18 protein-coding genes are annotated in these 23,337 nt (G+C 58.7%); 5 read left to right on the forward strand and 13 right to left on the reverse strand.

The window, feature by feature from the left end:
- Window positions 1-25 precede the first annotated feature (25 nt).
- The 4 genes from IB263_RS29510 to IB263_RS29525 all read right to left on the reverse strand — a co-directional run bounded on the left by IB263_RS29510 (window position 26) and on the right by IB263_RS29525 (window position 3,883).
- A complete protein-coding gene (locus tag IB263_RS29510) occupies window positions 26-820 on the reverse strand; it encodes a TIM barrel protein (RefSeq protein ID WP_060520166.1) in 795 nt (264 codons plus the stop codon).
- An 83-nt stretch (window positions 821-903) separates the two neighbouring features.
- Window positions 904-1,692: an ATP-binding cassette domain-containing protein gene (locus IB263_RS29515; RefSeq protein ID WP_060520107.1), complete on the reverse strand. Its 789-nt coding sequence runs from the start codon at window positions 1,690-1,692 to the stop codon at window positions 904-906.
- Complete coding sequence (locus IB263_RS29520; RefSeq protein ID WP_060520106.1) at window positions 1,692-2,813, reverse strand: ABC transporter permease; 1,122 nt, start codon at window positions 2,811-2,813, stop codon at window positions 1,692-1,694. The genes IB263_RS29515 and IB263_RS29520 overlap by 1 nt, the downstream gene beginning before the upstream one ends.
- Before the next feature lie 119 nt (window positions 2,814-2,932).
- Window positions 2,933-3,883 (reverse strand): sugar ABC transporter substrate-binding protein, encoded by a 951-nt coding sequence (locus IB263_RS29525; protein ID WP_060520105.1) that lies wholly within the window; start codon window positions 3,881-3,883, stop codon window positions 2,933-2,935.
- A 181-nt stretch (window positions 3,884-4,064) separates the two neighbouring features.
- On the opposite strand from IB263_RS29525, the gene IB263_RS29530 reads away from it, so the two are divergent.
- Window positions 4,065-5,060 (forward strand): LacI family DNA-binding transcriptional regulator, encoded by a 996-nt coding sequence (locus IB263_RS29530; protein ID WP_060520165.1) that lies wholly within the window; start codon window positions 4,065-4,067, stop codon window positions 5,058-5,060.
- Between the two features lie 84 nt (window positions 5,061-5,144).
- The gene (gene iolE, locus IB263_RS29535; RefSeq protein WP_060520104.1) at window positions 5,145-6,056 is read left to right on the forward strand and encodes a myo-inosose-2 dehydratase; all 912 of its coding nucleotides are present in this window, start codon (window positions 5,145-5,147) and stop codon (window positions 6,054-6,056) included.
- Between the two features lie 138 nt (window positions 6,057-6,194).
- On the opposite strand, the gene IB263_RS29540 is transcribed toward iolE, so the two are convergent.
- From IB263_RS29540 to IB263_RS29580, 9 genes are all read right to left on the reverse strand, one after another.
- Window positions 6,195-7,628, reverse strand: a complete 1,434-nt coding sequence (locus IB263_RS29540; RefSeq protein ID WP_110819661.1) for an aldehyde dehydrogenase family protein — start codon at window positions 7,626-7,628, stop codon at window positions 6,195-6,197.
- A 12-nt stretch (window positions 7,629-7,640) separates the two neighbouring features.
- Entirely contained in the window at window positions 7,641-8,777 is a 1,137-nt protein-coding gene (locus IB263_RS29545) for a fumarylacetoacetate hydrolase family protein (protein WP_089045380.1), read from the reverse strand.
- Window positions 8,764-9,663: an aldose 1-epimerase gene (locus IB263_RS29550; RefSeq protein WP_110819657.1), complete on the reverse strand. Its 900-nt coding sequence runs from the start codon at window positions 9,661-9,663 to the stop codon at window positions 8,764-8,766. Before IB263_RS29550 ends, IB263_RS29545 begins: the two co-directional genes overlap by 14 nt.
- The gene (locus tag IB263_RS29555) at window positions 9,664-10,401 is read right to left on the reverse strand and encodes an SDR family oxidoreductase (protein WP_060520101.1); all 738 of its coding nucleotides are present in this window, start codon (window positions 10,399-10,401) and stop codon (window positions 9,664-9,666) included. It abuts the gene before it with no gap.
- Window positions 10,402-10,412: 11 nt separating this feature from the next.
- Entirely contained in the window at window positions 10,413-11,144 is a 732-nt protein-coding gene (locus tag IB263_RS29560) for an ATP-binding cassette domain-containing protein (protein WP_060520100.1), read from the reverse strand.
- Window positions 11,145-11,147: 3 nt separating this feature from the next.
- Window positions 11,148-12,125, reverse strand: coding sequence for an ABC transporter permease (locus IB263_RS29565; RefSeq protein WP_058330200.1), 978 nt, complete (start codon window positions 12,123-12,125; stop codon window positions 11,148-11,150).
- A 146-nt stretch (window positions 12,126-12,271) separates the two neighbouring features.
- Complete coding sequence (locus tag IB263_RS29570) at window positions 12,272-13,252, reverse strand: sugar ABC transporter substrate-binding protein (RefSeq protein ID WP_060520099.1); 981 nt, start codon at window positions 13,250-13,252, stop codon at window positions 12,272-12,274.
- Window positions 13,253-13,295: 43 nt separating this feature from the next.
- Window positions 13,296-14,498, reverse strand: coding sequence for a mandelate racemase/muconate lactonizing enzyme family protein (locus IB263_RS29575; protein WP_058330198.1), 1,203 nt, complete (start codon window positions 14,496-14,498; stop codon window positions 13,296-13,298).
- An 11-nt stretch (window positions 14,499-14,509) separates the two neighbouring features.
- Window positions 14,510-15,232: a FadR/GntR family transcriptional regulator gene (locus IB263_RS29580; protein WP_058330197.1), complete on the reverse strand. Its 723-nt coding sequence runs from the start codon at window positions 15,230-15,232 to the stop codon at window positions 14,510-14,512.
- Window positions 15,233-15,342: 110 nt separating this feature from the next.
- Here IB263_RS29580 and IB263_RS29585 point away from each other — a divergent pair, with 110 nt between their 5' ends.
- The 3 genes from IB263_RS29585 to IB263_RS29595 all read left to right on the forward strand — a co-directional run bounded on the left by IB263_RS29585 (window position 15,343) and on the right by IB263_RS29595 (window position 22,796).
- On the forward strand, window positions 15,343-16,239 hold the full coding sequence (locus IB263_RS29585; RefSeq protein ID WP_089045383.1) for an SMP-30/gluconolactonase/LRE family protein: 897 nt from the start codon (window positions 15,343-15,345) through the stop codon (window positions 16,237-16,239).
- Window positions 16,240-16,965: 726 nt separating this feature from the next.
- Complete coding sequence (locus IB263_RS29590; protein ID WP_192439374.1) at window positions 16,966-21,339, forward strand: NACHT domain-containing protein; 4,374 nt, start codon at window positions 16,966-16,968, stop codon at window positions 21,337-21,339.
- The gene (locus tag IB263_RS29595) at window positions 21,327-22,796 is read left to right on the forward strand and encodes a hypothetical protein (protein WP_192439375.1); all 1,470 of its coding nucleotides are present in this window, start codon (window positions 21,327-21,329) and stop codon (window positions 22,794-22,796) included. Before IB263_RS29590 ends, IB263_RS29595 begins: the two co-directional genes overlap by 13 nt.
- The last annotated feature ends 541 nt before the right edge of the window (window positions 22,797-23,337 follow it).

A 23,337-nucleotide genomic window follows, 5' to 3' on the forward strand; every position in this document is an offset into this window, starting at 1 on the left:
TTGATCCTGTAGAGGTTGAAAAATGTCAGAGGGTGAATGCGGCGCGGAAGGCTTCGAGCGCCACTTCGGGGTCGCCTGCGGCCCAGGCCTCCATGCCGATCGGGCCGGAATAACCCATGGCATTCAATGCCCTGGCAATCCCGTTCCAGTTGACCTCGCCGGTACCGGGCTCAAAGCGGCCCGGCACATCGGCCACCTGAATTTCGCCAATCCACGGCAAGCATTTGCGGCAGAGTTCGATCAGGTTCCCCTCGCCAATCTGGGCATGGTAGAGATCGAGATTGAGACGGAGACGCGGATGATCGACGCTGGAGACCAGCGCCAGTGTGTCCTCAGCGCGGCCGAAGGGTACGCCTGGGTGGTCGACCGGGAGGTTGAGGTTTTCGAGCGTAAACGTGACGCCTTCCTCCTCGGCCATGTCCACGATGCGGCAAAGCGTGTCACGCGCCTTCAGCCACATGGCGCCTGTAACGACTTCGATGGGCTGGACGGGCAGGCCCCTGTCTCCAAGGCCCGTGCCGTGCAGATTGAGCCGTTGGACTCCGAGCCGCTTTCCGATCTGAGCGGTTTCGCGCGCAGTCCTCAGGAGTTCTGTTGCACCCTCGTCGTCCGTCAGGCGGCCGGTGAGGTAGCCGTTCATGATCGTGAAGGCGGCGCCGGTCGCTTCCAGCTTGTTGAGATCGTGATCCGGCCAGTTCCAAAGACCGACGCCGAAACCCATTTCCTTGAGGCGCGAAGCACGCCATTCGATCGGTTTGTCGCGCCAGAGCATCTCTGCGCAGGCGGCAAGTGGGAAAGAAGAAATCGTGGACGCACTCATGGTGGATTCCATATTTTTTGGACATGACGATGGGTGGAGCGGCGCAAAGGGCGCCGCACCGACAGGCTGGGATGTGAATTCGATCAGATCGTTCCGCCGAGCTCTTCGGACAGGGATTGCAACTCCTTGCCGCCTGCCATCAGGTTCTGAAGCTCATCAATGCCGATGGCGTCCTTTGTATAGGTGCCAAGCGTCTTGCCACGATTGAGCACGGTGAAGCGGTTGCCGACCGCGTAGGCGTGGCGGACGTTGTGGGTGATGAAGATCACGCCCAGGCCTTTGGCGCGAACCTGGTTGATGTACTTCAGCACCATCGAGGTCTGGGCCACGCCGAGTGCCGACGTCGGTTCGTCAAGGATCAGCACCTTGGCGCCGAAGTACACGGCACGGGCGATCGCCACGCATTGCCTCTCGCCTCCGGAAAGCGTGCCCACCGCCTGCTGCGGGTCACGAACGTCGATGCCGATCCTATGCATCTCGTCGCGTGTGATGTTGTCGGCCTCGTCCATGTTCATGCGCTTGAACGGACCAAATCCGACGAGGGGTTCGCGTCCCATAAAGAAGTTCCGGGTCACCGACATCAGCGGGATCATCGCAAGGTCCTGGTAGACCGTGGCGATGCCGGCATCGAGCGCGTCGCGAGGCCCGGAAAACAACCGGGGCTGACCGTCGACCAGGAAGTCGCCCGACGTCGGCTTGTGCACACCGGCAAGCGTGTTGATCAGGGTAGATTTGCCGGCACCATTGTCGCCGAGCAGGCAGAGCACCTCGTTCGGATATACGTTCATGGAAACGCCGTTGAGCGCGATGACCGAGCCGAAATGCTTGACGAGGTTCCTCACCTCGACGAGGGGCGTCTGAGATGTGCTCATCAGCGTTCTCCCGTGACGCGTTTGCGGATGACGTTGTTGAAGACGACAGCGGTCAGCAGCATGCCGCCGAGGAAGACGAGATACCAATCCTGGTCGATCGACGTGTAAGTCAGGCCAATCAGCACCATGCCGAAGACGATCGATCCGAAGAATGCCCCTATAGCCGAGCCGTAGCCACCGGTCAGCAGGCAGCCGCCGATGACGGCCGCAATGATCGCCTCGAACTCCTTCTGGAAACCGCGGCGAGCGTCGGTCGAGCCGGCGTCGAGCACGGTCAGTATGGCGACCAGCGTGGCGCAAAGAGCGGTGACGACGAAAAGCGTCGTCTTGACCCGAGCGACCGGTACGCCCGACTTGCGTGCGGCGCGCGGATCGCCACCGGATGCAAAGATCCAGTTGCCAAAGCGCGTGCGCAGGAGAATCCATGTAGCAAGAAGTGCGATCCCGACAAACCACAGGATCTCGATCGGAATGCCTGGGACTTTCGGTGTGCCATTCGGGAACGTGTCTATGATGCCAGCCTCCGCAAGCCACGTGAACAGTCCGGGAAAGGCATCGCCGGAGAAGAGCGGCGCGAGCGGGCTGCCGGCCACGGCTTCCTTCATGCCGCGAAGCTGCGTTGCGCCGCCGCTTGCCCATTTGAGACCGACGAGCGTCAGACCGCGCAGGATGAAGAGAAATGCGAGCGTCACGATGAACGACGGGAGACCCGTGCGCATGGTGAGCTGCGCGTTCGTCACTCCGATGAAGACTGCGAATGCGATCGCGACAAGGATCGCCACGCTAAGCGGAACCTGCCAGACGACAAGAGCCGCACCGAAAACGAGGCCGGCAAAAGCGACCATCGATCCGATCGACAGATCGAACTCGCCGCCGATCATTAGGAGCGCCGCGCCGACGGCGAGAATGCCGAGCTGGGCGGCCGGCGCCATGAAGTTTACGACACCCGCCAATGTAAACATCGCGGGGTTCGCGGTCAGAAGAAAGAAGACGGTCACGAGCACCAGACCGGCGACGGCGCCGAGTTCAGGACGGCGTAGTATGCCAGTTAACGTCGATACCTTCTTCAGCCGCTCGTCGGATCTGGCAGCAGACCCGTTCTGTTCGTTGGCGAGGGTCATGGTCGTACCTCAGCAGTGTAATTGTTATCCGTGCGCCATCCGTCCCGTTCACGCGGTGGCGCGGAGCGGTCGGGCGATGAGAGCAGCTCCCACTGGCGCGGGAGCTGCCGCGGATCCGCCTAGCGGATGCCCTGGGAGGATTTTTCGATAACGGATGCGGCCGCGTCCTTCTCGACGAAGCTCGGACCGGATGCCACGTTGCCGGCAGGAATGGTGCCGTAGCGCGCATTGAGTGCCAGGAACGTCACCGGCAGATAACCCTGCAGATAGGGCTGCTGATCAACCGCAAACAGCGCCTTGCCGTCAGCGACGGACTGGAGGAAGCCGGCTGAGAGATCATAGGAAGCGACCTTCACCTTATCGCCAACGCCCATCTTCTCAACGACGGCGACGGCGCGCTCGCCGACCAGCGGGGCGGACAGCCCGAGCACCAGATCGATCGACGGGTCGGAGGTCAATGCCGCCTGGATTTTCGCCTCAATCTCGGCGGGGTCTGCCGTCGTCGGCAGGATCGTTACCTTGCCGCCTTCAAACCCCTGCTCCGTGCCGGCGCAGCGCTGGTCAAGAGCCGCGTTGCCAACTTCCTGATTGACGCAGAGCACGTGCTTAAGGCCGAGCGACTTGAGCTTAGCGCCCACCTTGACGCCGGCCGGAAGCTCGTCTTGTCCGACATGCAGCTTGATACCCAGTTTTTCAGCTGCAGAGATGCCAGAGTTCATCGAGATTACCGGAATGCCCGCGGCAACCGCTTTCTCGATCGCCGGGCCGAGCGCGTCCGGGTCAGGGTTCGAAATAACGATGCCCGCCGGATTCTGGTTCACGGCAGCTTCGATCAGTTGCGCCATCGCCACCATGTCGAAGGTTTCCGGCGCGCGGTAATCGACCTGGACGTTGCTGTCCTGGCCGGCCTGCATGATGCCGTTCTTCACGATCGACCAGAACGGGTCGGACGCCTGCCCGTGCGTCACCGCGATGATGGTGGGCTCCTGAGCTTTCGCGCTGATGGCGGCCGTGGTGGCGACGCCGAGCACGACCGCGCCGAATGCGAGCTTCTTCAGAATGGATTTCATCTGCTCCTCCTCCAATCGCCACACCCTCCACGGGATGGCGAGAAAAACGATTGCTACCGGGTGCATTTTCGTTGCTACCGGGTGCAAACAGGTGCATATTACGCTGGGATGAATTAAAAGCAAGCATTCATTTCATCTTGAATTCGAAATGGAATATGCGTTCCATTTCAAGGGAGTCTTCATGCGCAAACGAGCGACGGCGAAAGAAGTGGCGGATGCTGCAGGTGTTTCGAAGTGGACGGTCATCCGTGCGTTCACCCCGGGCGCGTCGATCGCCGAGGAAAGCAAGCGCAAGGTTCTGGAAGCGGCCGCAGCGCTCAACTACTCGCCGAACTTGCTAGCACGCAGTCTTGCGACGAATTCCACCCATCAGGTGGCTGTGTTTGTCGATGACTTCGCCAATCCTCAGAAACTGCCCTTCCTTGAGACCTTGACCGAGAGACTGCAGGCCGAGGGGCTCGTCGCGGTCCTGATCAACATCAACACTCACTTCGATCACGTGCACGCGCTGCTTCACGCAGATCAGCGCCAGGTCGATGCCGTTATCCTCTTCGGTACAGCGTTTCGCAGTGAGACGCTGAGCGATCTGCAGCTTGGTCGCGGAACGCCACCGATGTTTGTGCTTGCGAGAGACAGCCAGATCGAAGGCGTTCCGGCGGTCGTGTGTGATGCCGAACTGGCATTACGGGAGATCGTCGATCATCTTCATGAAAGAGGATATCGCCGGCCTGGCTTCATGACGGGTGCCCCTGCGCTATCCACCGCCCTGAGGCGTCGGCATCATTTCACCGACTTCTGGAAGCAGAAGGGTGTGGACGAGATCGCTTTGCTTTCGGCTGAAAAGTACAGTGCCGGAGCGGGAGCCGAAGCGGTGCGCAGCTATCTCGAACAGACCGCCCCCGCCGACAGGGTCGACGTTCTCATGTGCGAAAATGACATTCTGGCTCTTGGGGCGATGGATGAAATCCGCAGCCGGTTCGGTCTGCGGATCCCCGAAGACATCGCCGTTGTCGGTTTCGACAACTACGAGTTCTGCGGGTCGCCCGCCTACAGCCTGACCACATATGAGCAGCCGCGGCAGGAGATGATCCAGGTCATCGTTGGGATGATTGCAGGACGTCTGGAGCCGGAGACGGTGACGCTGCCAGGCAAGCTTGTGGTCCGCAATTCCACCTGACGGACCTTCATCCTCGAGGTCTTCGCCTCTCAAGGACGTCGAACACTCGCAACCGAGAACCTATCCCAATGTGGAGAACTCATCATGTCTCAGAAAGCCATTACTTTGCCCGACGGCGTGCGCCTTGCGGTAAGTCCCCTTTCGTGGGCGAACGATGTGCTTGAGGATCTTGGGGCAGACATTCCACTCGATACTTGCCTCACCGATGCGGCTGAGGTTGGCTATCAGGGGGTCGAGCTCGGCCGGAAATTCCCAAGGGACGCAGCGGCCTTGCGCCCGCTTCTCGCAAGCCACGGTCTCGACCTGGCGTCCGGATGGCATTCAGGGGAACTGGCCGAACGCGGCGTCGACGAAGAGATGCGAGCTGTTGCCCGTCACGCCGACCTCCTCCGGGCCATGGACTGCAAGGTCATGGTCTACGGCGAGGTTGCAATGATGACACCAGGATCCCCGCTGGACGCACCGATGGCGCAGCGGTTAGTATTGCCCAAGGCGGACGTGGCAGCCTATGCAGCGCGATTGACGGAGTTCTCCAGCCGTCTTGCGGGCGAGTACGGGCTTGCGCTGGCCTATCACCACCACCTGATGATGGTCGCAGAGACTTTCGATGAAATTTCCAACATCTTCGACAAGACCGGCACGGAAGTTGGCTTGCTGCTCGACACGGGCCACGCGGTCGCAGCTGGTTTCGACTATACGCAGCTCATCGAGCGTTTCTCCGATCGCATCGTGCACGTCCACCTAAAGGACGTCCGCAAATCGGTGATGCGGGAGGTTCGGACCGGCGACCTGAGCTTCAATGCCGGCGTGCGCAGCGGAATGTTCACGGTGCCAGGCGACGGTATCGTCGACTTCACTCCGATCGCTCGCTTCGTTCGGAACAGTGGCTATCGAGGATGGCTGGTCGTCGAAGCCGAACAGGATCCTGCACACGCACCACCACGTGCAACCGTCGCCCGCGCGTTCGATCACATCGGCAAAGTATTTGCCGACTAACCCATGAGGCTGATTTCAGCCAAGACAGCGCCATAAATTCTGTCGCCTTGAAGGGAATCGAACCGTAGGTCCCGCATTTCCTTGACTGGAAAATGAAAGCGGAAGTCCAAATGGTTCAATTCCCCGAAACATCACCCCTTAGGCGAGCGTGTAGGCCGTCTTGACGGTGGTGTAGAACTCGGCGGCGTAGCGCCCCTGCTCGCGCGCGCCGTGGGACGAGCCCTTGCGGCCGCCGAACGGCACGTGGAAATCGACGCCCGCCGTCGGCAGGTTGACCATCACCATGCCGGCTTCGGCATTGCGCTTGAAATGGGTCGCGTGCTTGAGGCTGGTGGTGGCAATGCCCGAGGACAGACCGAAGGGCGTGTCGTTGGCGACCGTGAGCGCCTCGTCGTAGTCCTTGACCCGGATGACGGATGCGACCGGCCCGAAGATCTCTTCCCGGCTGATGCGCATCGCGTTCGTCGCTTCGGTAAACAGCGCCGGCTGCAGGTAGAAGCCGGGCGTGTCGCGCTTCAGAAGCTCGCCGCCGAAGGCAAGCTTGGCGCCTTCCTGGCGGCCGATGGCGATATAGTCGGTGTCCTGGTTGAGCTGGCTCTCATCGACCACTGGGCCGATCTGGGTGCCGGCCTTCAGCGCGTCGTCGATCGTCAGCCCCTTCATCCGTTCGCCCATGGCCGCCACGAAGCGATCATGAATGCCCTCGGTGACGATGAGGCGCGAAGATGCGGTGCAACGCTGGCCGGTCGAGAAGAAGGCGGAGTTGACCGCCGCCTCGACCGCGACCGCAAGATCGGCGTCGTCAAGCACGACGAACGGGTTCTTGCCGCCCATTTCCAGCTGGTATTTGCGATTGTGTTCGACGGAGGCGAGCGCCACGCGTTTGCCGGTGCCGGTCGAGCCGGTGAAGGTGATGGCGTGCACATCGGGGCTGTCGAGCATCGCCTGGCCGACGACCGAGCCCTTGCCCATCACGAGGTTCAACACACCCTTCGGCAGGCCGGCACGGTGGAGGATGTCGACGATCGCCCATGAACTGCCGGGCACCAGCTCGGCCGGCTTGAAGACGACGGTGTTGCCGTAACAGAGCGCCGGCGCGATCTTCCAGGCGGGAATGGCGATCGGGAAGTTCCAGGGCGTGATGATGCCGACGACACCGACCGGCTCGCGGGTGATCTCGACGCCGATGTTGGGCCGGGCCGACGGCAGGACTTCGCCCGCCAAACGCAGGCATTCACCGGCGAAGAAGTCGAAGATCTGGCCGGCACGCACGGTCTCGCCGATGCCTTCGGCGAGCGTCTTGCCTTCCTCGCGCGACAACAACTTTCCGAGCTCGTCCTTGCGGGCGAGGATCTCGTCGGCGGTCTTCCTCAGGATCGCGTGGCGCTCGAGAATGCCGGAGCGCGACCAGGCGGGAAACGCCGCCTTGGCAGCGGCGATCGCGGCGCGGGCATCATCGGCAGACGCACGGGCATATTCGCCCACCACGTCATTGGTGTTCGAGGGGTTGATGTTGGCGACCCCGTCGCCACCGATCCATTCGCCGGCAATCAGGTTCTGGTGCAATGTCATGGTCGGTTCCATTCAGATCAACTGACGCGCCGCAAGATTGCGCATCAAGTGCGATGCACCAAAAGTCCAGGGACTGCACTCGGTCGACAATCGCACCGTGTTGACCAGTGATCCCAGCTGGGCATTTGAGATTGTCACGACATCACCGAGCTTGTGAGTAAAGCCCTGGCCCGGGACGTCCCGATCTTCGACGGGAGCAAACAGCGTGCCCATGAACAACATGAAGCCATCGGGGTATTGGTGATGGGCGCCGATGGTCTGACGTACCAGATCGAGTGGATCGCGACTGATCTCTTTCATCGAGCTCCTGCCCATCAGCACATAGCCATCCTCGCCTTCTATCCGCAGATCGAGGTCGGCATTGCGCACATCGTCGATCGAATAGCTCTCATCAAACAGCCGAATGAACGGCCCGAGCGCGCAGGAGGCATTATTGTCCTTGGCTTTACCAAGCAAAAGCGCCGAACGTCCTTCAACGTCGCGCAAGTTCACATCGTTGCCGAGCGTCGCTCCCTTTACCCAGCCCTTGCTATCCACGGCGAGGACGACCTCAGGTTCCGGGTTGTTCCACCTCGATATCGGGTGTAGCCCTACCTCATCACCATACCCAACTGCCGACATAATCTGCCCTTTGGTGAAGACTTCGGCGTCAGGACCGATTCCGACTTCGAGGTACTGCGACCAGACGCCCTCCTCGATCAAGGCTTCCTTGACCTTGGCCGCTTCCGGCGAACCAGCCTTGAGGTTGCGCAGACTGTCCCCGACAAGCACCGTCACGCGTTCGCGGATTTTGGAGGCGAGGTCGGGGTTTCCTGCGGCCCGCTCCTCGATCATCCGTTCGAGCATCGAGCGGGCGAATGTCACGCCGCAGGCTTTGATTGCCTGAAGATCGCATGGCGCGAGTAGCCGGGGCGCCTCGGAGACCCTCGGAGCTGCCCCGAGAACCTCGGCCAGCTCGCAGATCGCCCTTCCCTCTCGTGCCCGGGCGAACCCGACAGGATCATCCATCTCCAAGAGATCACGCATCGTTGGCGCTTCTTTTGTCGTGATGTCGAACACCACGCCGGCCCTGACTGTCACCAGGACCGGCCCCTTCTCCTCCGACAACCACACACGACCGACGAAGGCGCCGCTCCTATCGAGTTCCATTTGTCTCTTCCCATTCCAAACTCATTGAACCAGTCAGCTCCTGGCCGTCTTCAAGTATCTTCAGGCCTGGCCGGCCCACGAGGTTATGTGCGTCTACTGGGTGGGAAACCGGCTCAAAACAAAAGAAGTCCGCCTTGGCGTCCGGCGAATAGATCAGCGCATAAGCAAGATTGTCGGAGGCCGAGATCCTAACGGAGACCGCTCCCTCTCCTTGCATGATGACCGCCTCTCCAGCCCACCCGCCGAAGGCGTTGTTGATCCACTGGTCAGGTAACGCCCGCCCTTGGTCGAAATTCCAATCTGGGACTTCGCAAAGCTTTCGCCGACCTGTCGGCAAGTGTTCCCTGTCTTCCAGCCATACCTCCGTGGCGCGAAATTGCAGCCGAGTGCCCGCATTTCGCGGAAACCAGGGATGGAACCCGATGCCGAAGGGTAGTGGTTGGCCTGACAAGTTTTGAACCGTGAGCTTTATTTCCAGCTTTTCGGGCCCAAGAGTGAAGACTTGCCTTGCCCGATAGCGAAATGGACCGATCTCCCCATCGCATTCGAGTTCGACGGTTTCGCAGCTGCGAGCAAGCAATCGCCAGCGCCGCTGGAAGCCGTCCCCGTGGATGGGGAATGGCTCGCCGACAAGGTTGGCTGGAATGGGATGAAACACACCTTCATATTCGAAACCGCCTCTTGAGATGCGGTTCGAGAATGGAACAAGCACATTACACCCTAGTTCGAACGGACCATCTTCCATTCGGCCATTCCACGGCCTGAACACAGGAAGCCATGCGCCGGACGGATGCCGTACATCAAGATGTGCGATACCACCGCCAAGTGTCGGGATTAGCTGCAAGTGCGCCTTGCTGTTTTCGACATTGATCCGCTCGACAATCATCTACCAACCGCCGTCGATGGCGAAGTTCTGTCCGGTAATCATGTCCGAAGCCGGTGAGACAAGGAAATAGACGAGCTCCGCGACGTCCTCAGGCTTAACACGTGTTTTGAGGCATTGCCGCTCGAGGACCCAGTCGTTGTATTCCTGAAGCCGGTTGGCAAATACCCGGTTCTCTGCTTCAGAAACCACCGCTCCCGGTGAAATCGCGTTGACGTTGATCCCGAACGGTCCAAGTTCGCGGGCCAACGATTTCGTCAGCCCGATCATTGCGCCCTTCGATGCGACATAGGGCACATAGCCGTCCCATTGGCCATTGAGCGTAATGGAAGCAAAGTTGAGGATCTTGCCGCGGCCTTTGCGTTTCATTAGGTCGGCACAGGCTCGAACGGCTGCAAACGCAGCCGACGAGTTGACGCGGATCTGGTCCTCGTACTCCGCCAAGCTGAACTCCTGGAACGGCTTATTGATTATGAGGGCGGCATTGTTGATCAGAATGTCGATGCCGCCTGAGGCTTCGGCCTCCAACCGGATGAGATCCTCGGTTTTCGCGAGGTCGTTCAGATCGCATCCGAGAAAGCGCGCGTTTTCGCCGAGATTTTCCGTCAGATCTACCTGGAGGCCAGGACGGTCGAGCACGATGACAGTGGCGCCTTCCGCTGTGAGCTTGCGGACCTGCGCTCGACCGAGTGTGCCAAGGCCGCCCGTGACAAGCGCCACTTTTCCCTGAAGTGGTTTCATCTGCGTTCCCCTCAAAGTACGGACTGGACTTCGTCGATCGACGTCTCGCTGACACGCTTGTCGAGCACAATCTGCCCACGCGCCATGGCGACCACCCGGTCACAGGATTCGAAGACGTGATGCATGTTATGACTGATGAAGATGCCGGTAACATTCTGTTCCTTCAACGAACGAACGAAACCGATGACCTTGTTCGTTTCCTTGACCGACAAGTGGTTCGTCGGTTCGTCGAGGATCATCACCTTCGACTTGAAATGCATGGCACGGGCGATCGCGACCCCCTGTCGTTGCCCGCCTGAGAGTTCGCCGACCAAGGCGTCAGGTGAGCGCAGATGAAGATCGACGTCTGCGATGGCCTGGACGCTTTCCTCGCGCATCTTGCGCAAATCCAGAACCCCAAGGCCGAAGAGCGAATATTTCACCGGCTCGCGACCAATAAACAGGTTGCGCGCGATAGACATGGTCGGGACCATGGAGTTGTACTGATAGATGGTCTCGATCCCGAGCCGCATGGAGTCGCGCGGGCTCGATATCGCAGCCTCTTTTCCCTCGACGAAGATACTGCCCTCGTCCTGTTTCTGGACGCCGGAAAGGATGTTGATGAGTGTGGACTTGCCGGCGCCGTTGTCGCCGATCAGTCCAACGGCCTCATTGCGTGCGAATTCGACTGAGACGCCTCTCAGAGCATGAACGCCTGAGTACCATTTGTGCAGGTTCCGGACGGATACGATAGGACCGTTCATGGCTCAGACCTCCACCTTGATCGATTTTGCCCGCTTGCGAAGCCAGGAGTTGGCGACGACCGCGAAGATCGTCAGCGAGCCGATCGCAAATTTGAACCAATTGGCGTCGACCTGACTGAGGATGAGACCGTTGTCGATCACGCGAATGAGAATGACGCCAATGATGCCGCCGAAGACGGCCCCAACACCACCATTGAGCGCGGTACCACCAATGACAGCCGCGGCAACCGCTTGGAGTTCCATGCCCTCGCCGATCGAAGGCAGTGGCGACCCGAGGCGAAGCACCTGAATGAGCCCGGCAAAGCCGCTCAGCACCGAGCAAAGAATGAAGCAAGCTATTTTGACGCGCGCAGTCGGGATCCCAAGGGCATCGGCTGCCGGTAGGAAACCGCCGGTCGCTCTGATCCAGTTGCCGAAATTTGTCCGGCTAAGGAGCAGCGACACCAGAACGGCAATGACCAGGAACCAGATGAACGACATACGAAACAATTGGCCCGGCCCAACAAAACTGGTGAAGAGCCACGTGGGAAGATCGGCCGGCAAGAGCGGCGGAAAGCCCCCCGAGATGACGACCGTAAGCGATCTGGCCACAAACATCATGCCAAGCGTGGTAATAAAGCTTGGGATCGCAAACCGGATGGTCAAATAGCCGTTGAGCAGTCCTATCGCTACACAAACGAGAAGGCCCGCGACTAGTGCCATCGGGAACGAGATCCCACTGGCCATCAAGACAGCCATCGTCATCGGCATCAGCGCGAAAACGGCGCCGACAGAAAGATCGAATTCTCCGCAGATCATCAAAATAGTGACACCGATGGCAACCAGCGCCATCTCCGGGAGGATCCCAAAGAAGCCTCGCAGGTTTTCAAAGCTCAAGAAGACGCCTCCAGACCGGATCTGGAAGAGAACTACGAGCAGAAAGAGGAGAAGGAGCGCCGCGAGTTCCGGCTTCTCCATGTAGATTTTCAGCATTCTTTTCATCGCATGCTCCCGTGCGGCAGGGCAGCGCATCTCGCGGGCCTGCCGGCCAAATTCATTGCTTTGCGCGCCGTGTTCGACGCGCAAAGCACATGCTTCCATCAACAGGCTCTTTCTGCGAAAACCCTCCGATTTTCGCAGAAACGCGTCTACCGCAGGCCCTGTGCTGAAAGGTCCATGATGTTGTCGGCATCAGCCGGGCGGACGATCCCTTGCCCCGTATCGATGTCAGCCGGGGCGAGGCCAAAATTCTTGGCGAGATAGACCTGCATTACAGGCATGAAGCCTTGCATGTATGGCTGCTGATCGACCTGGACCTGAACATAGCCCGTCTGCATTTGCTGGACGACTTCGGGCACCAGATCGAAGCCACCCAGAAGCACCTGACCCGGCGCGACCCCACGATCCTTCAGAACTCTTGCCACTGCGGCATGCCAGAATCCGGTATCGAAATAGGCGGTGGTGTCGGGGTGCGCATTGAGATAGGCGCCGACACGATCTGATGTCACGGCAAGGTCCGTGCCACTGTCGATCCGTTCCCAGGACACTTCTCGACCGGGGTTCGCGGCCTTGAGTTCCGTAAGGAAATCCATGACGCCCTGCCCGCGTGCCTCCGACCAGTTCTGGCCGGGCGCGGAAATTCCGACCAACACTTTGATCGGTCCCTCCTTCGGAAAATTCTCGGACATGGCCTTCCCAAGGGAGTATCCGGCGCGCCGGAAACCCTGTCCGACGAAAGCAACCCGCGCGTTTCCTTTCGCCCCCTCGCTGTCGTCGACGTTGACGCCGATGACCTCCACGCCGTCCTTGGCGGCCCGAGCGATGACGTCGTCAAACGCCTTGTCATCGACGATGGAGGTCAGAAGGGCGTCAGGCTTGCTCGCCAACGCAGCTTCCATATTGGAGAGTTGCTGCTCAACCGAACCCTCGGTCTGGGTAAACACCATCTGGCAATTTGCGCCGATCTTCTCGCATGCATCATCGTAACCTTTTTTGACCGCTTGCCAGAATGTGTTTGAAGCCGACGAGTGATGCGTGAAGACGATCTTCAACGGTTCTGCCGACGCGCCGAGCGCGGTCGAACCAAAAAGCGCCAACCCCAATGCACTCCCAATCAATACTGTTCGCATGCTTGCTCCTCCTTAAGCTGCAAAATTGCGAAAGAACCCGGTCTTAGCCCCCGCTCGAAGTTCGACGGGACACCGTAAATGCCTTTTCGAGCTCGGGATTAAGCTCCATGCCGAGACCGGCCCCTGGCGGAACCGTGATCATCCCGTTTCGAACTTCCGGAAGCGCCGTAACGAGGTCGCGATACCAAGTCTTGTAGAAGGCCCGCACGCTCTCCTGGACCAACGCGTTGGGTGCGTTGAGCGACAGATGCGTCGATGCGCAAAGAACGACCGGCCCGGTGCAGTCATGCGGTGCCACGGGGAGATGCCACGCTTCCGCCATCGCCGCGATCTTGCGCGCCTCCGACAAGCCGCCACACCAGCTGATATCCAGCATGACCACGCCAGCAGCGTCGGTCTCCAGGAGGTCTCGGAAAGCCCACCTCGAACCCAATGTTTCCGATGCAGAGATCGGCGCAGGCGAGACGGCTGCATAACGCTTGAGGCTGGAGAGGCTGTCCATCTTGATGGGATCCTCGTGCCAGAACGTCTGGTACGGTGCGAGCGCCTTGGCAATCTGCATTGCCGGCAAGAGCTGCCACATCGAGTGGAACTCGACCATGATGTCCATGCGATCGCCAACGGCGTCGCGGATCTTCTGGAACGGCACCAGCGCCGATTTCAGGTCGGGCATCGAAATATACTGACCACGCGACTTTTCCGCCGCGATATCAAACGGCCAAATCTTCATCGCCGTAATGCCCTCTTCCAAGAGGGACAGTGCCAGTTCGTCGGCGCGATGCAGGAAGCCGTTGAGGTCGTCGTAGTTGCGGGCGCCGGCGGACGACAGATCGTAGTTTGCGGTCGTCTGACCGGTTGCCTTCTTGATGTACTCCGTGCCCGCACAGGTGTTGTAGGTGCGGATTTCATTGCGGCTGAAGCCGCCGAGCAACTGTGCTATCGGCTGGCCCGTCGCCTTTCCGAAGATATCCCAGAGCGCAATGTCGAATGCCGAATTTCCACGCACCTCGGCGCCGGAAGAGCGAAACCCGAGATAACCGACCAGATCAGATGCGAGAAGATCGATCTGCAGCGGGTTTCGCCCGATGACACGAGGGGCGACGTACTCGTGGATGTAGGTCTCGACGGTTTCTGCGCCGAAGAAGGTTTCTCCGAGCCCCGTCAACCCCTCGTCGGTATGGACCAGCAGCCAAAGCAGGTTCGGCCGTTCCGCGATGCGGACCGTCTCAAGTCTCGTAATTTTCATCAGGTTTTCCCCTATGCGATTCCAGCCGCGAGCAGTGCTTTTGCGCTTTCGTCGAAATGGCGGGCCATGAGCTGGCTGGCGGCTTGGGGGTCGCCAGCCAGAATTGCTCCGGCCAAGTCGATATGTATCTGGTTCATGGCGTGCCGGTCGGCGTCGGACGCGCGGCTGCGCCACCCGATCGGCCAGGTCTGGCGGGAGACCCCCTGGAATGCGCCGACAATGATCGAGAAGATCGGGTTCTTGGAGGCGCGAGCAATCTCCAGGTGAAAGGCGAGATCACTCTCCATAACCTTGTCCGCATCCGCGAAATTTGTCTCCATCGCTCTTGCATGGGCAAGGATGGTGTGGGCTTCTGCGTCGCTTCGACGAAGCGCAGCCAGCGTCGATGTCCGCATTTCTATGGTTCGGCGTACATCATAGACCTGGTTGATGTTGATCTGGGCCGTATGCACGCCATGCTCGATCATCAAGGACATTGCGCCGTGGTCGAGTTGAGCCACCGTGGCACGCTTCCCGACATTGAGATCAATCAGCCGCATGGTCGCAAGCGACCTGAAAGCCTCACGCACCACCGAGCGGGACACGCTGAGTTCCTTAGACAGGGTGGCCTCGCTCGGCAGTCGATCGCCCGGACCAAGTTCGTTCTCCCGAATGTGCTGGGTGATAGCGCCGATCGCGGTGCTGACGAGATTGCCTCCTGCAAACTGTTCTTCGTCGACTGGAGTTAAACTCATTTTCGTCTCCCAGTTTTATAAAACCTGTCGGACAGGTTGAATTGAACCGAGTCATAGTTTATGGACAAGCTGTGTGTCAAGAACCAATTTGAGAACAGTTCGGAGGGCTTATGAAAATCGAAGTCGACGTGGCATTCGCGGCGGAAAACGTCGTTGGAGAGAGTGCCGTATGGGATGAGCGGCAAAACAAGCTTTGCTGGGTCGACATCGTCGGAAAATCGATCCATCGGCTCTGCCCCAGGTCGGGCAAGCATGAAAAGTGGAGTTTCCCCGACCTGATCACCTCAATCGGTCTTCGCAACGACGGCGGCGCGATCGTCGGATTGCGGAAATCAATCGCGTTATGGGAATTTGGAGGTGGGCTTCATGTCGTGACCGAGATCGAACCAGAGTTTCCGGGCAATCGACTGAATGAAGGCATCGTCGGACCAGACGGGGCTTTCTGGATTGGCACGATGCAGGACAATATCGCAGCCGATGACACGCCCCAGGCGACAACTGCAAAAGCCGGGAGACTCTACCGGTATTCGCACGGGGCATTGCATTCGGTTTCGGATGATCGGTTCGGAATTACAAACACGCTAATATGGACCGACAATGGCCGGCTCATCACGGCAGACACGGAAGACAATGTGATCTACAGCTATGCGCTCGATGCCAATTCCTGGGCGCTTCACGACAGGCGATCGATCCTTTCGGGCTTCGATCGGGGTCTTCCGGACGGCTCCTGTATGGATGCTGAAGGCTTCATTTGGAACTGCCGCGTCGCAGGCGGCGGCTGTGTGGTCCGATTTTCGCCCGATGGTAGGATAGATCGCGTTGTCGACCTGCCATGTTCATGGCCGACGAGCTGCGCGTTTGGCGGCCCCCAATTTGAAACCCTGTTTGTCACGTCGGCGCGCTTCACGATGAGCGACGAGCATCTTGCTCGCAACCCACATGAGGGTGCGGTCTTCGCGCTGCGGCCGGGCACCTACGGGCTGCCAGCAAACCGTTTCAGTCAATGACGACTGAACAACCACATAGCAAACCTGTAGCGCCACATCAGCTGCGGCTTTTGCGGCAACAACCAAGGTTGGAACAACCGCTGCTTAAACTTATCGACCGGTTAAACTTACATCGGGCCGGCCATTCCACTCGATACATTATGCGATCTTCTTGGCCCAAAAAGTGAACATCACAGCAACATGCAGTGCAGGGTTCGTGGGAGCAGGATTCTGTCCGCACCCTAAGGCGAGGTCCACGCAAAAGCCTTCGAACGGCAACATAGCGCCCCCATTCCGGACGTTCAGCGGCATCGGTATAAATCCCAATATCTGCCATTGCCGGCAGAGTTCCACTGCGGCGGGTACCCGTCCATCCTGGCTCACAGTTTGATAACGGGGTACCACACGAGGGGAGCAGTGAAGCGGAATGGAGCCGCGTCTGCATCATTGGCAATAGCGGCGCAGATAACGAGGGCGAGTGCATCACATGGACATGCCTCGTTGAAAACAGGAGGTTTCGGCGAAGCTTTCCTGCCAGAGCTTTCTCGTCCCCTCAAACCTGCTACCCGGCGACCAGCGAGATAGAAGTCTCATACAGTAGGGGCACTTTAGCAGACGCATGCAACCATGTTGATCTGCATCGAGGGAGTAGAGCGAAATCTTCACAGCCCTCCTAGGTTGCGATATTCCGGGCCATTTCCATTTCCGAAAGAGCCGCCTACGGTATGAGGGCATATGAGGAAGAGAATGGCCGGCAACAAGATCATAAAGCACAGCGCGATTACACGGGCAGGATACGAGTATCAAGATCTCGTCGGGATAGAGATCCTTATCAGGCACTACCGCGATCAAAACTTGTTCGAGTGGGTGCAGCTCGAGTCCGACGATTCGAGCATTAAGGCGCTCGACGACGTCGTTGCCAGACGCAAGGACGGCTCGGTCGAGTACGTGCAGGTCAAGTTCACCGTGGATCCGGCGAAATATGAGCTCAATTGGGACTACTTACTTTCCAAGACTGAAAAAGGATCGAGCATGCTCGCCAAATGGGCGGGATCGCTTCGGCGCGCAAAAGCGAGCGGCCCAATCCACAGCGCGCAGCTCAAGACGAATCGCGTTCCCTCGGCGGATTTCGAAGCGTGCCTAGATGGAAAGCTCGTCGACCTGGCGAAAGTCGATCCGGCCACACTCGCGCTCATCGAGGCGGAATGCGGCGGCCAAGCTGCGGCAAGAGAGTTCTTCCAGACATTCGAATTTACTGCTCGCCTTCCCGACCTCGATCGCTTTGAGGTGTCGCTCAAAGATCAACTCGTCCCGACGGATACGACGACCGCAGGATGGCATCTCCTCCGCAATGAGGTTACGCGGTGGGCGATGCTTCAAAGGGAACCGCCGCCCGACGGGAGAATTCTTCGCGAGCACGTCGTGCGTCTTATTTCAGAGAAGCGGCCGCGGCCCCTCCTCCAAGATTTCTTGGTGCCTCCAGGATACGCTCCGCCGAGCGAGTCCTTCCACGCCGCATTGCGAGAAAGGATCGTCGATCCGGCTACGCCGTTGACGGTGGTTTGGGCGACTCCCGGACGCGGGAAAAGCACCTATCTAAGTTTTCTGGCCAGTCAGTTGCAGACGGAAGACCAAGTCGTCATTCGTCATCACTACTTTCTGTCTACAGAAGATACGAGCTCCAACAGGGCATCGTACGTCGATATCGCCACGTCGCTTTACGACCAGCTTCGGGGAAACTATCCGGAATATACCGCAGGTATGACGGACGACCCCGACCACCTTCATCTCGCCCTTAAAATCGTAGCAGAGAATTTGGCGAAGGAAGGAAAACGTCTTTATCTGATCGTCGACGGGTTGGATCATGTCTATCGGGATACAGCGCGCACAGATCAGCTAGACCATCTCTTCAATTCGCTGTTTCCGTTGCCCGACAACCTGTCCCTCGTTGTCGGAACGCAGCGTGTTGCTGACGCACAACTGCCGGCCAAACTCGTTACCGGCGCCGAAGAGCAAGATTGGGTGGAAATTCCAAGGATGGATGAAGCGGCGGTTCGTCGCTGGGTCGCCAACCAAGATGCCGCCCGCCCTCTTAGACTGCAGTGGGAGGGTCGGAGAGAGGAAGAGATCGAGAAAGTCGGAGCTGCGTTCTTCCGAATTAGCCAAGGTCATCCATTGCACCTGATTTTCGCTTTCGAAGGATTAGTGCTGTCAGGAGTGCTTATCGACGAGGACGCCGTTTTAGCTTTGCCTGGGTGCCCCGACGGAGATATTCGCAGCTACTATCGGGGCCTCTGGCAGCGGATCTCGGCACCGTCTCGAAGCATCTTACACATGCTGGCCGGGTCAGAATTCTTTTGGCCCAGCGGAGGTATTCGCAAGTGCATGGGCGATTTCGGCGAGGTTGCCTTCTTACTTGAGCCTCACCGCTCCGGGATGATGCCCTTTCACGGCAGCATTTTCGCATGGTTGAGAGAACGCGACGATCACGAGGAGAGCTACAACGCTCTCCTACCCACAATCGTCAAATGGCTCGGCGAGGACGCTCCCGAATACTGGCGGTGGGGTTGGTTATGGCTGACCAAGGCAAAGGTCGGGGAAACCGCTCACCTACTTACAGGCACCACAAGAGAGTGGGCGGTTGCGTCCCTCGCGAACGGCTGGCCTGAGACGCAGATAACGAACATTCTTTCCGCTGCAGAAAACCTTACTTTCGCCGCAGCCGACCTTCCGACAACAGTTCGGTTAAGGGCGCTCAAAACGCGAGTGAGTAACGTTAGAGAGTATCAGGCCTGGGACTTCGGCTCCTTCCGAAGCGCAGCGCTGTCGGTATTCGATAATCTGCAGCAAGCCCGAAACCTGCTCGACGATCTTCAAAACTTCACAGTCGACGAGATATCTTCATTAGCGCGATATGGGCCCGCGGTACTTCGCGCCGAGCTGGTAGACGCTTGCTTGGGGGAACTTCGTCGCCGCATCAATACTTGGGTCGTCCTAAGGCATCGCTCTTTCGATGACTTCGGAAAACTCTCGACCGCCGCTCTCGAGGTCGCCGCACTCGCCGGTACGCAACACGTCGAGAGGACCGTTCGATTCTTAAAGGGGTTTAAAGACCCTAGCGTCCATATGTCGAACTACATCAAGTGCCTTGCGCGCTCGAAAGATATCGACAGTCTGGATACGCTCAGCAAGCACTTATCGGCAGCTAAGTGGAGTTCCTACCGCCGCGCCATCCAGGTACATATTCTTCGATGCTGCCTTTTGATCGGAGCCGATCCCGCAGAGCGCTTAAAGAAAGGTACATTCAAGCACGACCCTGTCGCTGCTGCGTGGATATGTCGATCCGATCCCGTGCAATATTGTCCTACAGAGGTTACCGCGATTCCCGACGACCTTCTGTCGGAGCGAAACTCCCCCGGCGAAAGCGTCGATCTGGAGCGTTTCTTCCACGACGCGTTTTGGATCGCACTTAGAGCGAACCTCATCGCGGTCGGGGAATTCTCACCGATCTACCCTGGCTTAGATCGGGAAAAGTCGGACTTCGTGGATCGGGCCTTGGAGTGCTTGGAAACGTGCGCTGAGGAATTGGCGGGCGGAACTGCGGCCTGGACTTTCTCCACGCCGTTTCTGGCGGCTGCCGACATCGCGCCGATCCCCTTCTCGGGCAGAAATGAGACAGAGCAAGCAAGGTACGCGGGGTTCCGCAAGTCGCTGAACAAGATCGCCTTAGACGTTCATCTGTTCGGTCTGCCGAACAAATACGAAACCGGGGTACCCGAGGACGAATTCGAGATCGCGCGCGGTTCAGCTCATTGGGTCGACGAGCTCTGGGTGGACTTCAATGCGGAAGACCGTGCCCGCTATCTCTCTAAGGAAGCCGCCAGCACGCTCCTGAAAGAGCTGGTCGAAGCGCTTTCAGCAGAGGTGACGGAATTCAATGAACGCGCTGACAAATGGACAAAGTACGCGGCTCTCGCGCACCTGTACGATGTCGACAATCCTCAAGCCCTGCTGCGACGCGCTGCGTCCTGCTTGCTCGGTTACGGCTACAGAAAAGATCCCTTCGTGTTCGAGGTGCTCGATAGCATCAAAGACGTGCATAAAATCGATCCCAAGAGGACGCTCGAGCGCATCCAACGAATTGCGCCGATTGTCGACCGAATTACCGACTTCACGGACAGCGACGGAACGCGACATTCCCGCTCGCAGCTCATAAGCCTTTCAGCAAAGACCGCACCAAATCTGTTACCCAAACTCTACGAGCACCATATCGAGGCGGACGAATGGTATTATGCAGACAAGTGCATCGAAGCGTTCATCGAGTTTGGCGACCTGAGCACGCCCGAAGCTGCTGCATTAGTGGGTACGCTCCTCGACGCCGGGACCCTCGGGAAGCTGGAAGAGCGTGCCAAGACCGATCCGGCAGCTCGGGAACTGCTGGAGGTGCAGACCGAATTCTTGGGCGGCACGCCGCCACCGACAGAGCGAGATTACTCTACCCCGGATCGCGATCTCACCGATGCCGAGAAGGCCGCAGTCGAAGCCGATCCCACGGTTTTCGCTTCAGACGACTTCGCCGGAATCGCCGCTGCGGTGGGTGCGCGAGACTTCCACTATTCCAAGCGACCCGACTTCCTACGTAGGTGGCTTGAGCACTGGCATGCCAAAGGCAAGGCCCGAAAGGCAATCGCCTCGACCAAGGCATACTTCGACAGCGATACAAGCACCTACAACACTGAGGATATCCTCGATCACGTGTTCGACGTAAGCCTCGCAGTGGAAGGCAAGGACGCCGCCTATCCGTGGCTCGTTATGGCGCAAATCCGGCGCCATGGCTGGGACAGCCACTTTACATCGCAGGCTGAAGTGGAGAGGCGGATCGGGAAACTGGCGGCCGTATATCCGGAGCGCTGGCTAGACTTCGTCCGCGACACCTCGGCACCTCTGGAGTTTTTCGCAAGGCGGGGCTACAGCTTTTCCATCGGCTTCCATCACCTGGTCATCTTTTTGCTCGCCGTGGGACAGGCCGAAATTGCAAAGAGCGTTACGGACGAATTCATCGCAACGTTGATCGCCGAAACCGACGACGTTCCGCTCGGGGAGGCCACGTGGTTGCAATGACGTTTGCATCGGATATCCCACTCGCCCTCCTGTTTCAGAGACTAAGCTGGCCCATCGGCATGGTTCGATGGCGGGCTGCGCGAGCAATCAGAGAGTTGCTAGCCAACGAGCCCACACGGACACCTGCAACCCAGGCGCTCTTGTCTTTCCTGAAGGGTCGCAGAACGGAGTCCGAGGTGTGCTCCATTTTAAGCGTCCTAACGGTCACAAACGAGAAACATAGACCGGACATCGACGACGTTGTCGGCAGGATCGGCTGCCCCTCGATACTTGCCGATGTGCTTCTCGACAGCCTTTATGGCGAGGGAGCTGCGCTGGGAGGTTGGGAAACCGCGCACTCAGGCGATCCGCCCCTGGGGTTTCAACCGGACGCCTACTTCATGGAGCAAAAGGGGGCACATCTCCCCCCGAATTTTTACAACCGGTTGATAAGGCTCGAACGAAACACAGGCCTCCCATTCGTGGATCAGTGGGCGTGGGAGTGGCAGAGTCTGTGCGCGGCTCTCGGCACGAAGTTTACTCGATACGCAAACTACTTCGGAGACGTCTCTGAAGCCCGCGCAGGCATTGTGGGTCAGTATCATCAGCGGCAAACCGAAGTGTTTCGTTCAGCCTTCATTCGAACCTTCGCCTATGCGGTCACGACTTGGGGAATGCCGCTCGAGAGCGCCGTAGGATATCTCATCGACCATGTACCGGCAGTTGGGGGACTGTTCGATCTCGAGCTGAACCGAAAGCCGGACTGCCTCGGCAATATTCCGGCACTATGTGTCAAAGAACACTCCGATTTAAAGGGCATCGTCGCTGAATGGGTTCGAGAAAATAGGCTCAAGGACATGCCCTGCGTCTCATTGGTCAGCCCGCTACCTGCCGAAGAAGCACGCTACGGAGATGTTTATCTCGGAGCGTTTCTAGTCACGCCGGATTTTGAGCTCCGCGACGACCGCGGTCTCTTCGAGCCCATGACGCTAACACAGCTCGGCACTCGATTATCTGTCGACGGCTTCATCCAAGACATCGAGCTCGCAGAGCTCAAGGAGAACGGGAAAGTCGGATGGGCGGCACCAGTGTGTTCATCGCTACTTTCTAAGCCGTACGGCTATTGGACAGCTGATCTTTTCTCAATCGGCATGCCAGTCGTCGCACCGTATTGCCTTCCCGGGCCGGCTCGCATTCGGGCCGCGGACGGAACGCTTCGACTAGTTGATCGAGAAGCGACTTTGGCCTCGACTCTCTTATGGAACGACGTTTGGACGCCAAACCATCCTAAGGGCGGTTCCACTCGCTGCGGCGCTGTTGCCCAATTGAGTCGAAAGCTCTTTTGCGCGCTCCCTGGAAGTGTTGATGCAGACCTGAAATTGGCTTGGTTTATTCAGACCCGCGTCTGGAAGCGCGAGAAGTATGGAGATTTCGAGCTGATCGAACGGCGGGATCTTGTGCTCGACGAGGCGATCTAACGGGAAGGCTAGCGCCGCAGTTTATAGGCAGTGAGGTACGCCGATGAAACGCTGTCCGGCTGCGCAAGCTTGCAACGCCGCTGGTATCGAAATCTCGTCGGGCGTAGAACGTCAGTTCTAACATGGCGACGTTATCGTCTTCTCGAACCTGGCCCGAACCGGTTGGCGAGGCGCAGTCTTTATGCCCGCGCCTACGTTTGGCTCAAAAGTCGATCACGGCCGGCGCCACTAAAGCCACGATGAGAGGCACGTGCATTCGGACGTCACGTTCGTTCTAACCCGTGTGGGTCCGCTCTTAGCTAGACCTGTCGAAAAGCGGACAGTCTGCAACCGGCCCCAGAGCCGCCTTTCAATCCCTCGCCTTGAAAAGATCGGAACCGACGACCCGTTATTGGAATAGAGCTAACGCACTGAAATTCGTCATTGGGGGCCGTCTGCTCACCTTACACGCGAACGACTGACTTGGGACCGACAGCGGACCGGCTGCTAGTAGGCAATTAGTGCAGATAGCTGCCGATGACCCCATCCGCCCACGACTCCG

Source organism: Ensifer sp. ENS03 (assembly GCF_014852035.1).
Lineage (GTDB): Bacteria > Pseudomonadota > Alphaproteobacteria > Rhizobiales > Rhizobiaceae > Ensifer > Ensifer adhaerens.

Excerpts from the sequence above, each read along its gene's own strand:
- IB263_RS29510 (WP_060520166.1), bottom strand. The coding sequence starts at position 820 with ATGAGTGCGTCCACGATTTCTTCTTTCCCACTTGCCGCCTGCGCAGAG.
- IB263_RS29560 (WP_060520100.1), bottom strand. The coding sequence starts at position 11,144 with ATGAACGGTCCTATCGTATCCGTCCGGAACCTGCACAAATGGTACTCA.
- IB263_RS29570 (WP_060520099.1), bottom strand. The coding sequence starts at position 13,252 with ATGCGAACAGTATTGATTGGGAGTGCATTGGGGTTGGCGCTTTTTGGT.
- IB263_RS29540 (WP_110819661.1), bottom strand. The coding sequence starts at position 7,628 with ATGACATTGCACCAGAACCTGATTGCCGGCGAATGGATCGGTGGCGAC.
- IB263_RS29565 (WP_058330200.1), bottom strand. The coding sequence starts at position 12,125 with ATGAAAAGAATGCTGAAAATCTACATGGAGAAGCCGGAACTCGCGGCG.
- IB263_RS29580 (WP_058330197.1), bottom strand. The coding sequence starts at position 15,232 with ATGAGTTTAACTCCAGTCGACGAAGAACAGTTTGCAGGAGGCAATCTC.
- IB263_RS29575 (WP_058330198.1), bottom strand. The coding sequence starts at position 14,498 with ATGAAAATTACGAGACTTGAGACGGTCCGCATCGCGGAACGGCCGAAC.
- IB263_RS29550 (WP_110819657.1), bottom strand. The coding sequence starts at position 9,663 with ATGATTGTCGAGCGGATCAATGTCGAAAACAGCAAGGCGCACTTGCAG.
- iolE (WP_060520104.1), top strand. The coding sequence starts at position 5,145 with ATGTCTCAGAAAGCCATTACTTTGCCCGACGGCGTGCGCCTTGCGGTA.
- IB263_RS29555 (WP_060520101.1), bottom strand. The coding sequence starts at position 10,401 with ATGAAACCACTTCAGGGAAAAGTGGCGCTTGTCACGGGCGGCCTTGGC.
- IB263_RS29525 (WP_060520105.1), bottom strand. The coding sequence starts at position 3,883 with ATGAAATCCATTCTGAAGAAGCTCGCATTCGGCGCGGTCGTGCTCGGC.
- IB263_RS29585 (WP_089045383.1), top strand. The coding sequence starts at position 15,343 with ATGAAAATCGAAGTCGACGTGGCATTCGCGGCGGAAAACGTCGTTGGA.
- IB263_RS29545 (WP_089045380.1), bottom strand. The coding sequence starts at position 8,777 with ATGGAACTCGATAGGAGCGGCGCCTTCGTCGGTCGTGTGTGGTTGTCG.
- IB263_RS29515 (WP_060520107.1), bottom strand. The coding sequence starts at position 1,692 with ATGAGCACATCTCAGACGCCCCTCGTCGAGGTGAGGAACCTCGTCAAG.
- IB263_RS29530 (WP_060520165.1), top strand. The coding sequence starts at position 4,065 with ATGCGCAAACGAGCGACGGCGAAAGAAGTGGCGGATGCTGCAGGTGTT.
- IB263_RS29590 (WP_192439374.1), top strand. The coding sequence starts at position 16,966 with ATGGCCGGCAACAAGATCATAAAGCACAGCGCGATTACACGGGCAGGA.
- IB263_RS29520 (WP_060520106.1), bottom strand. The coding sequence starts at position 2,813 with ATGACCCTCGCCAACGAACAGAACGGGTCTGCTGCCAGATCCGACGAG.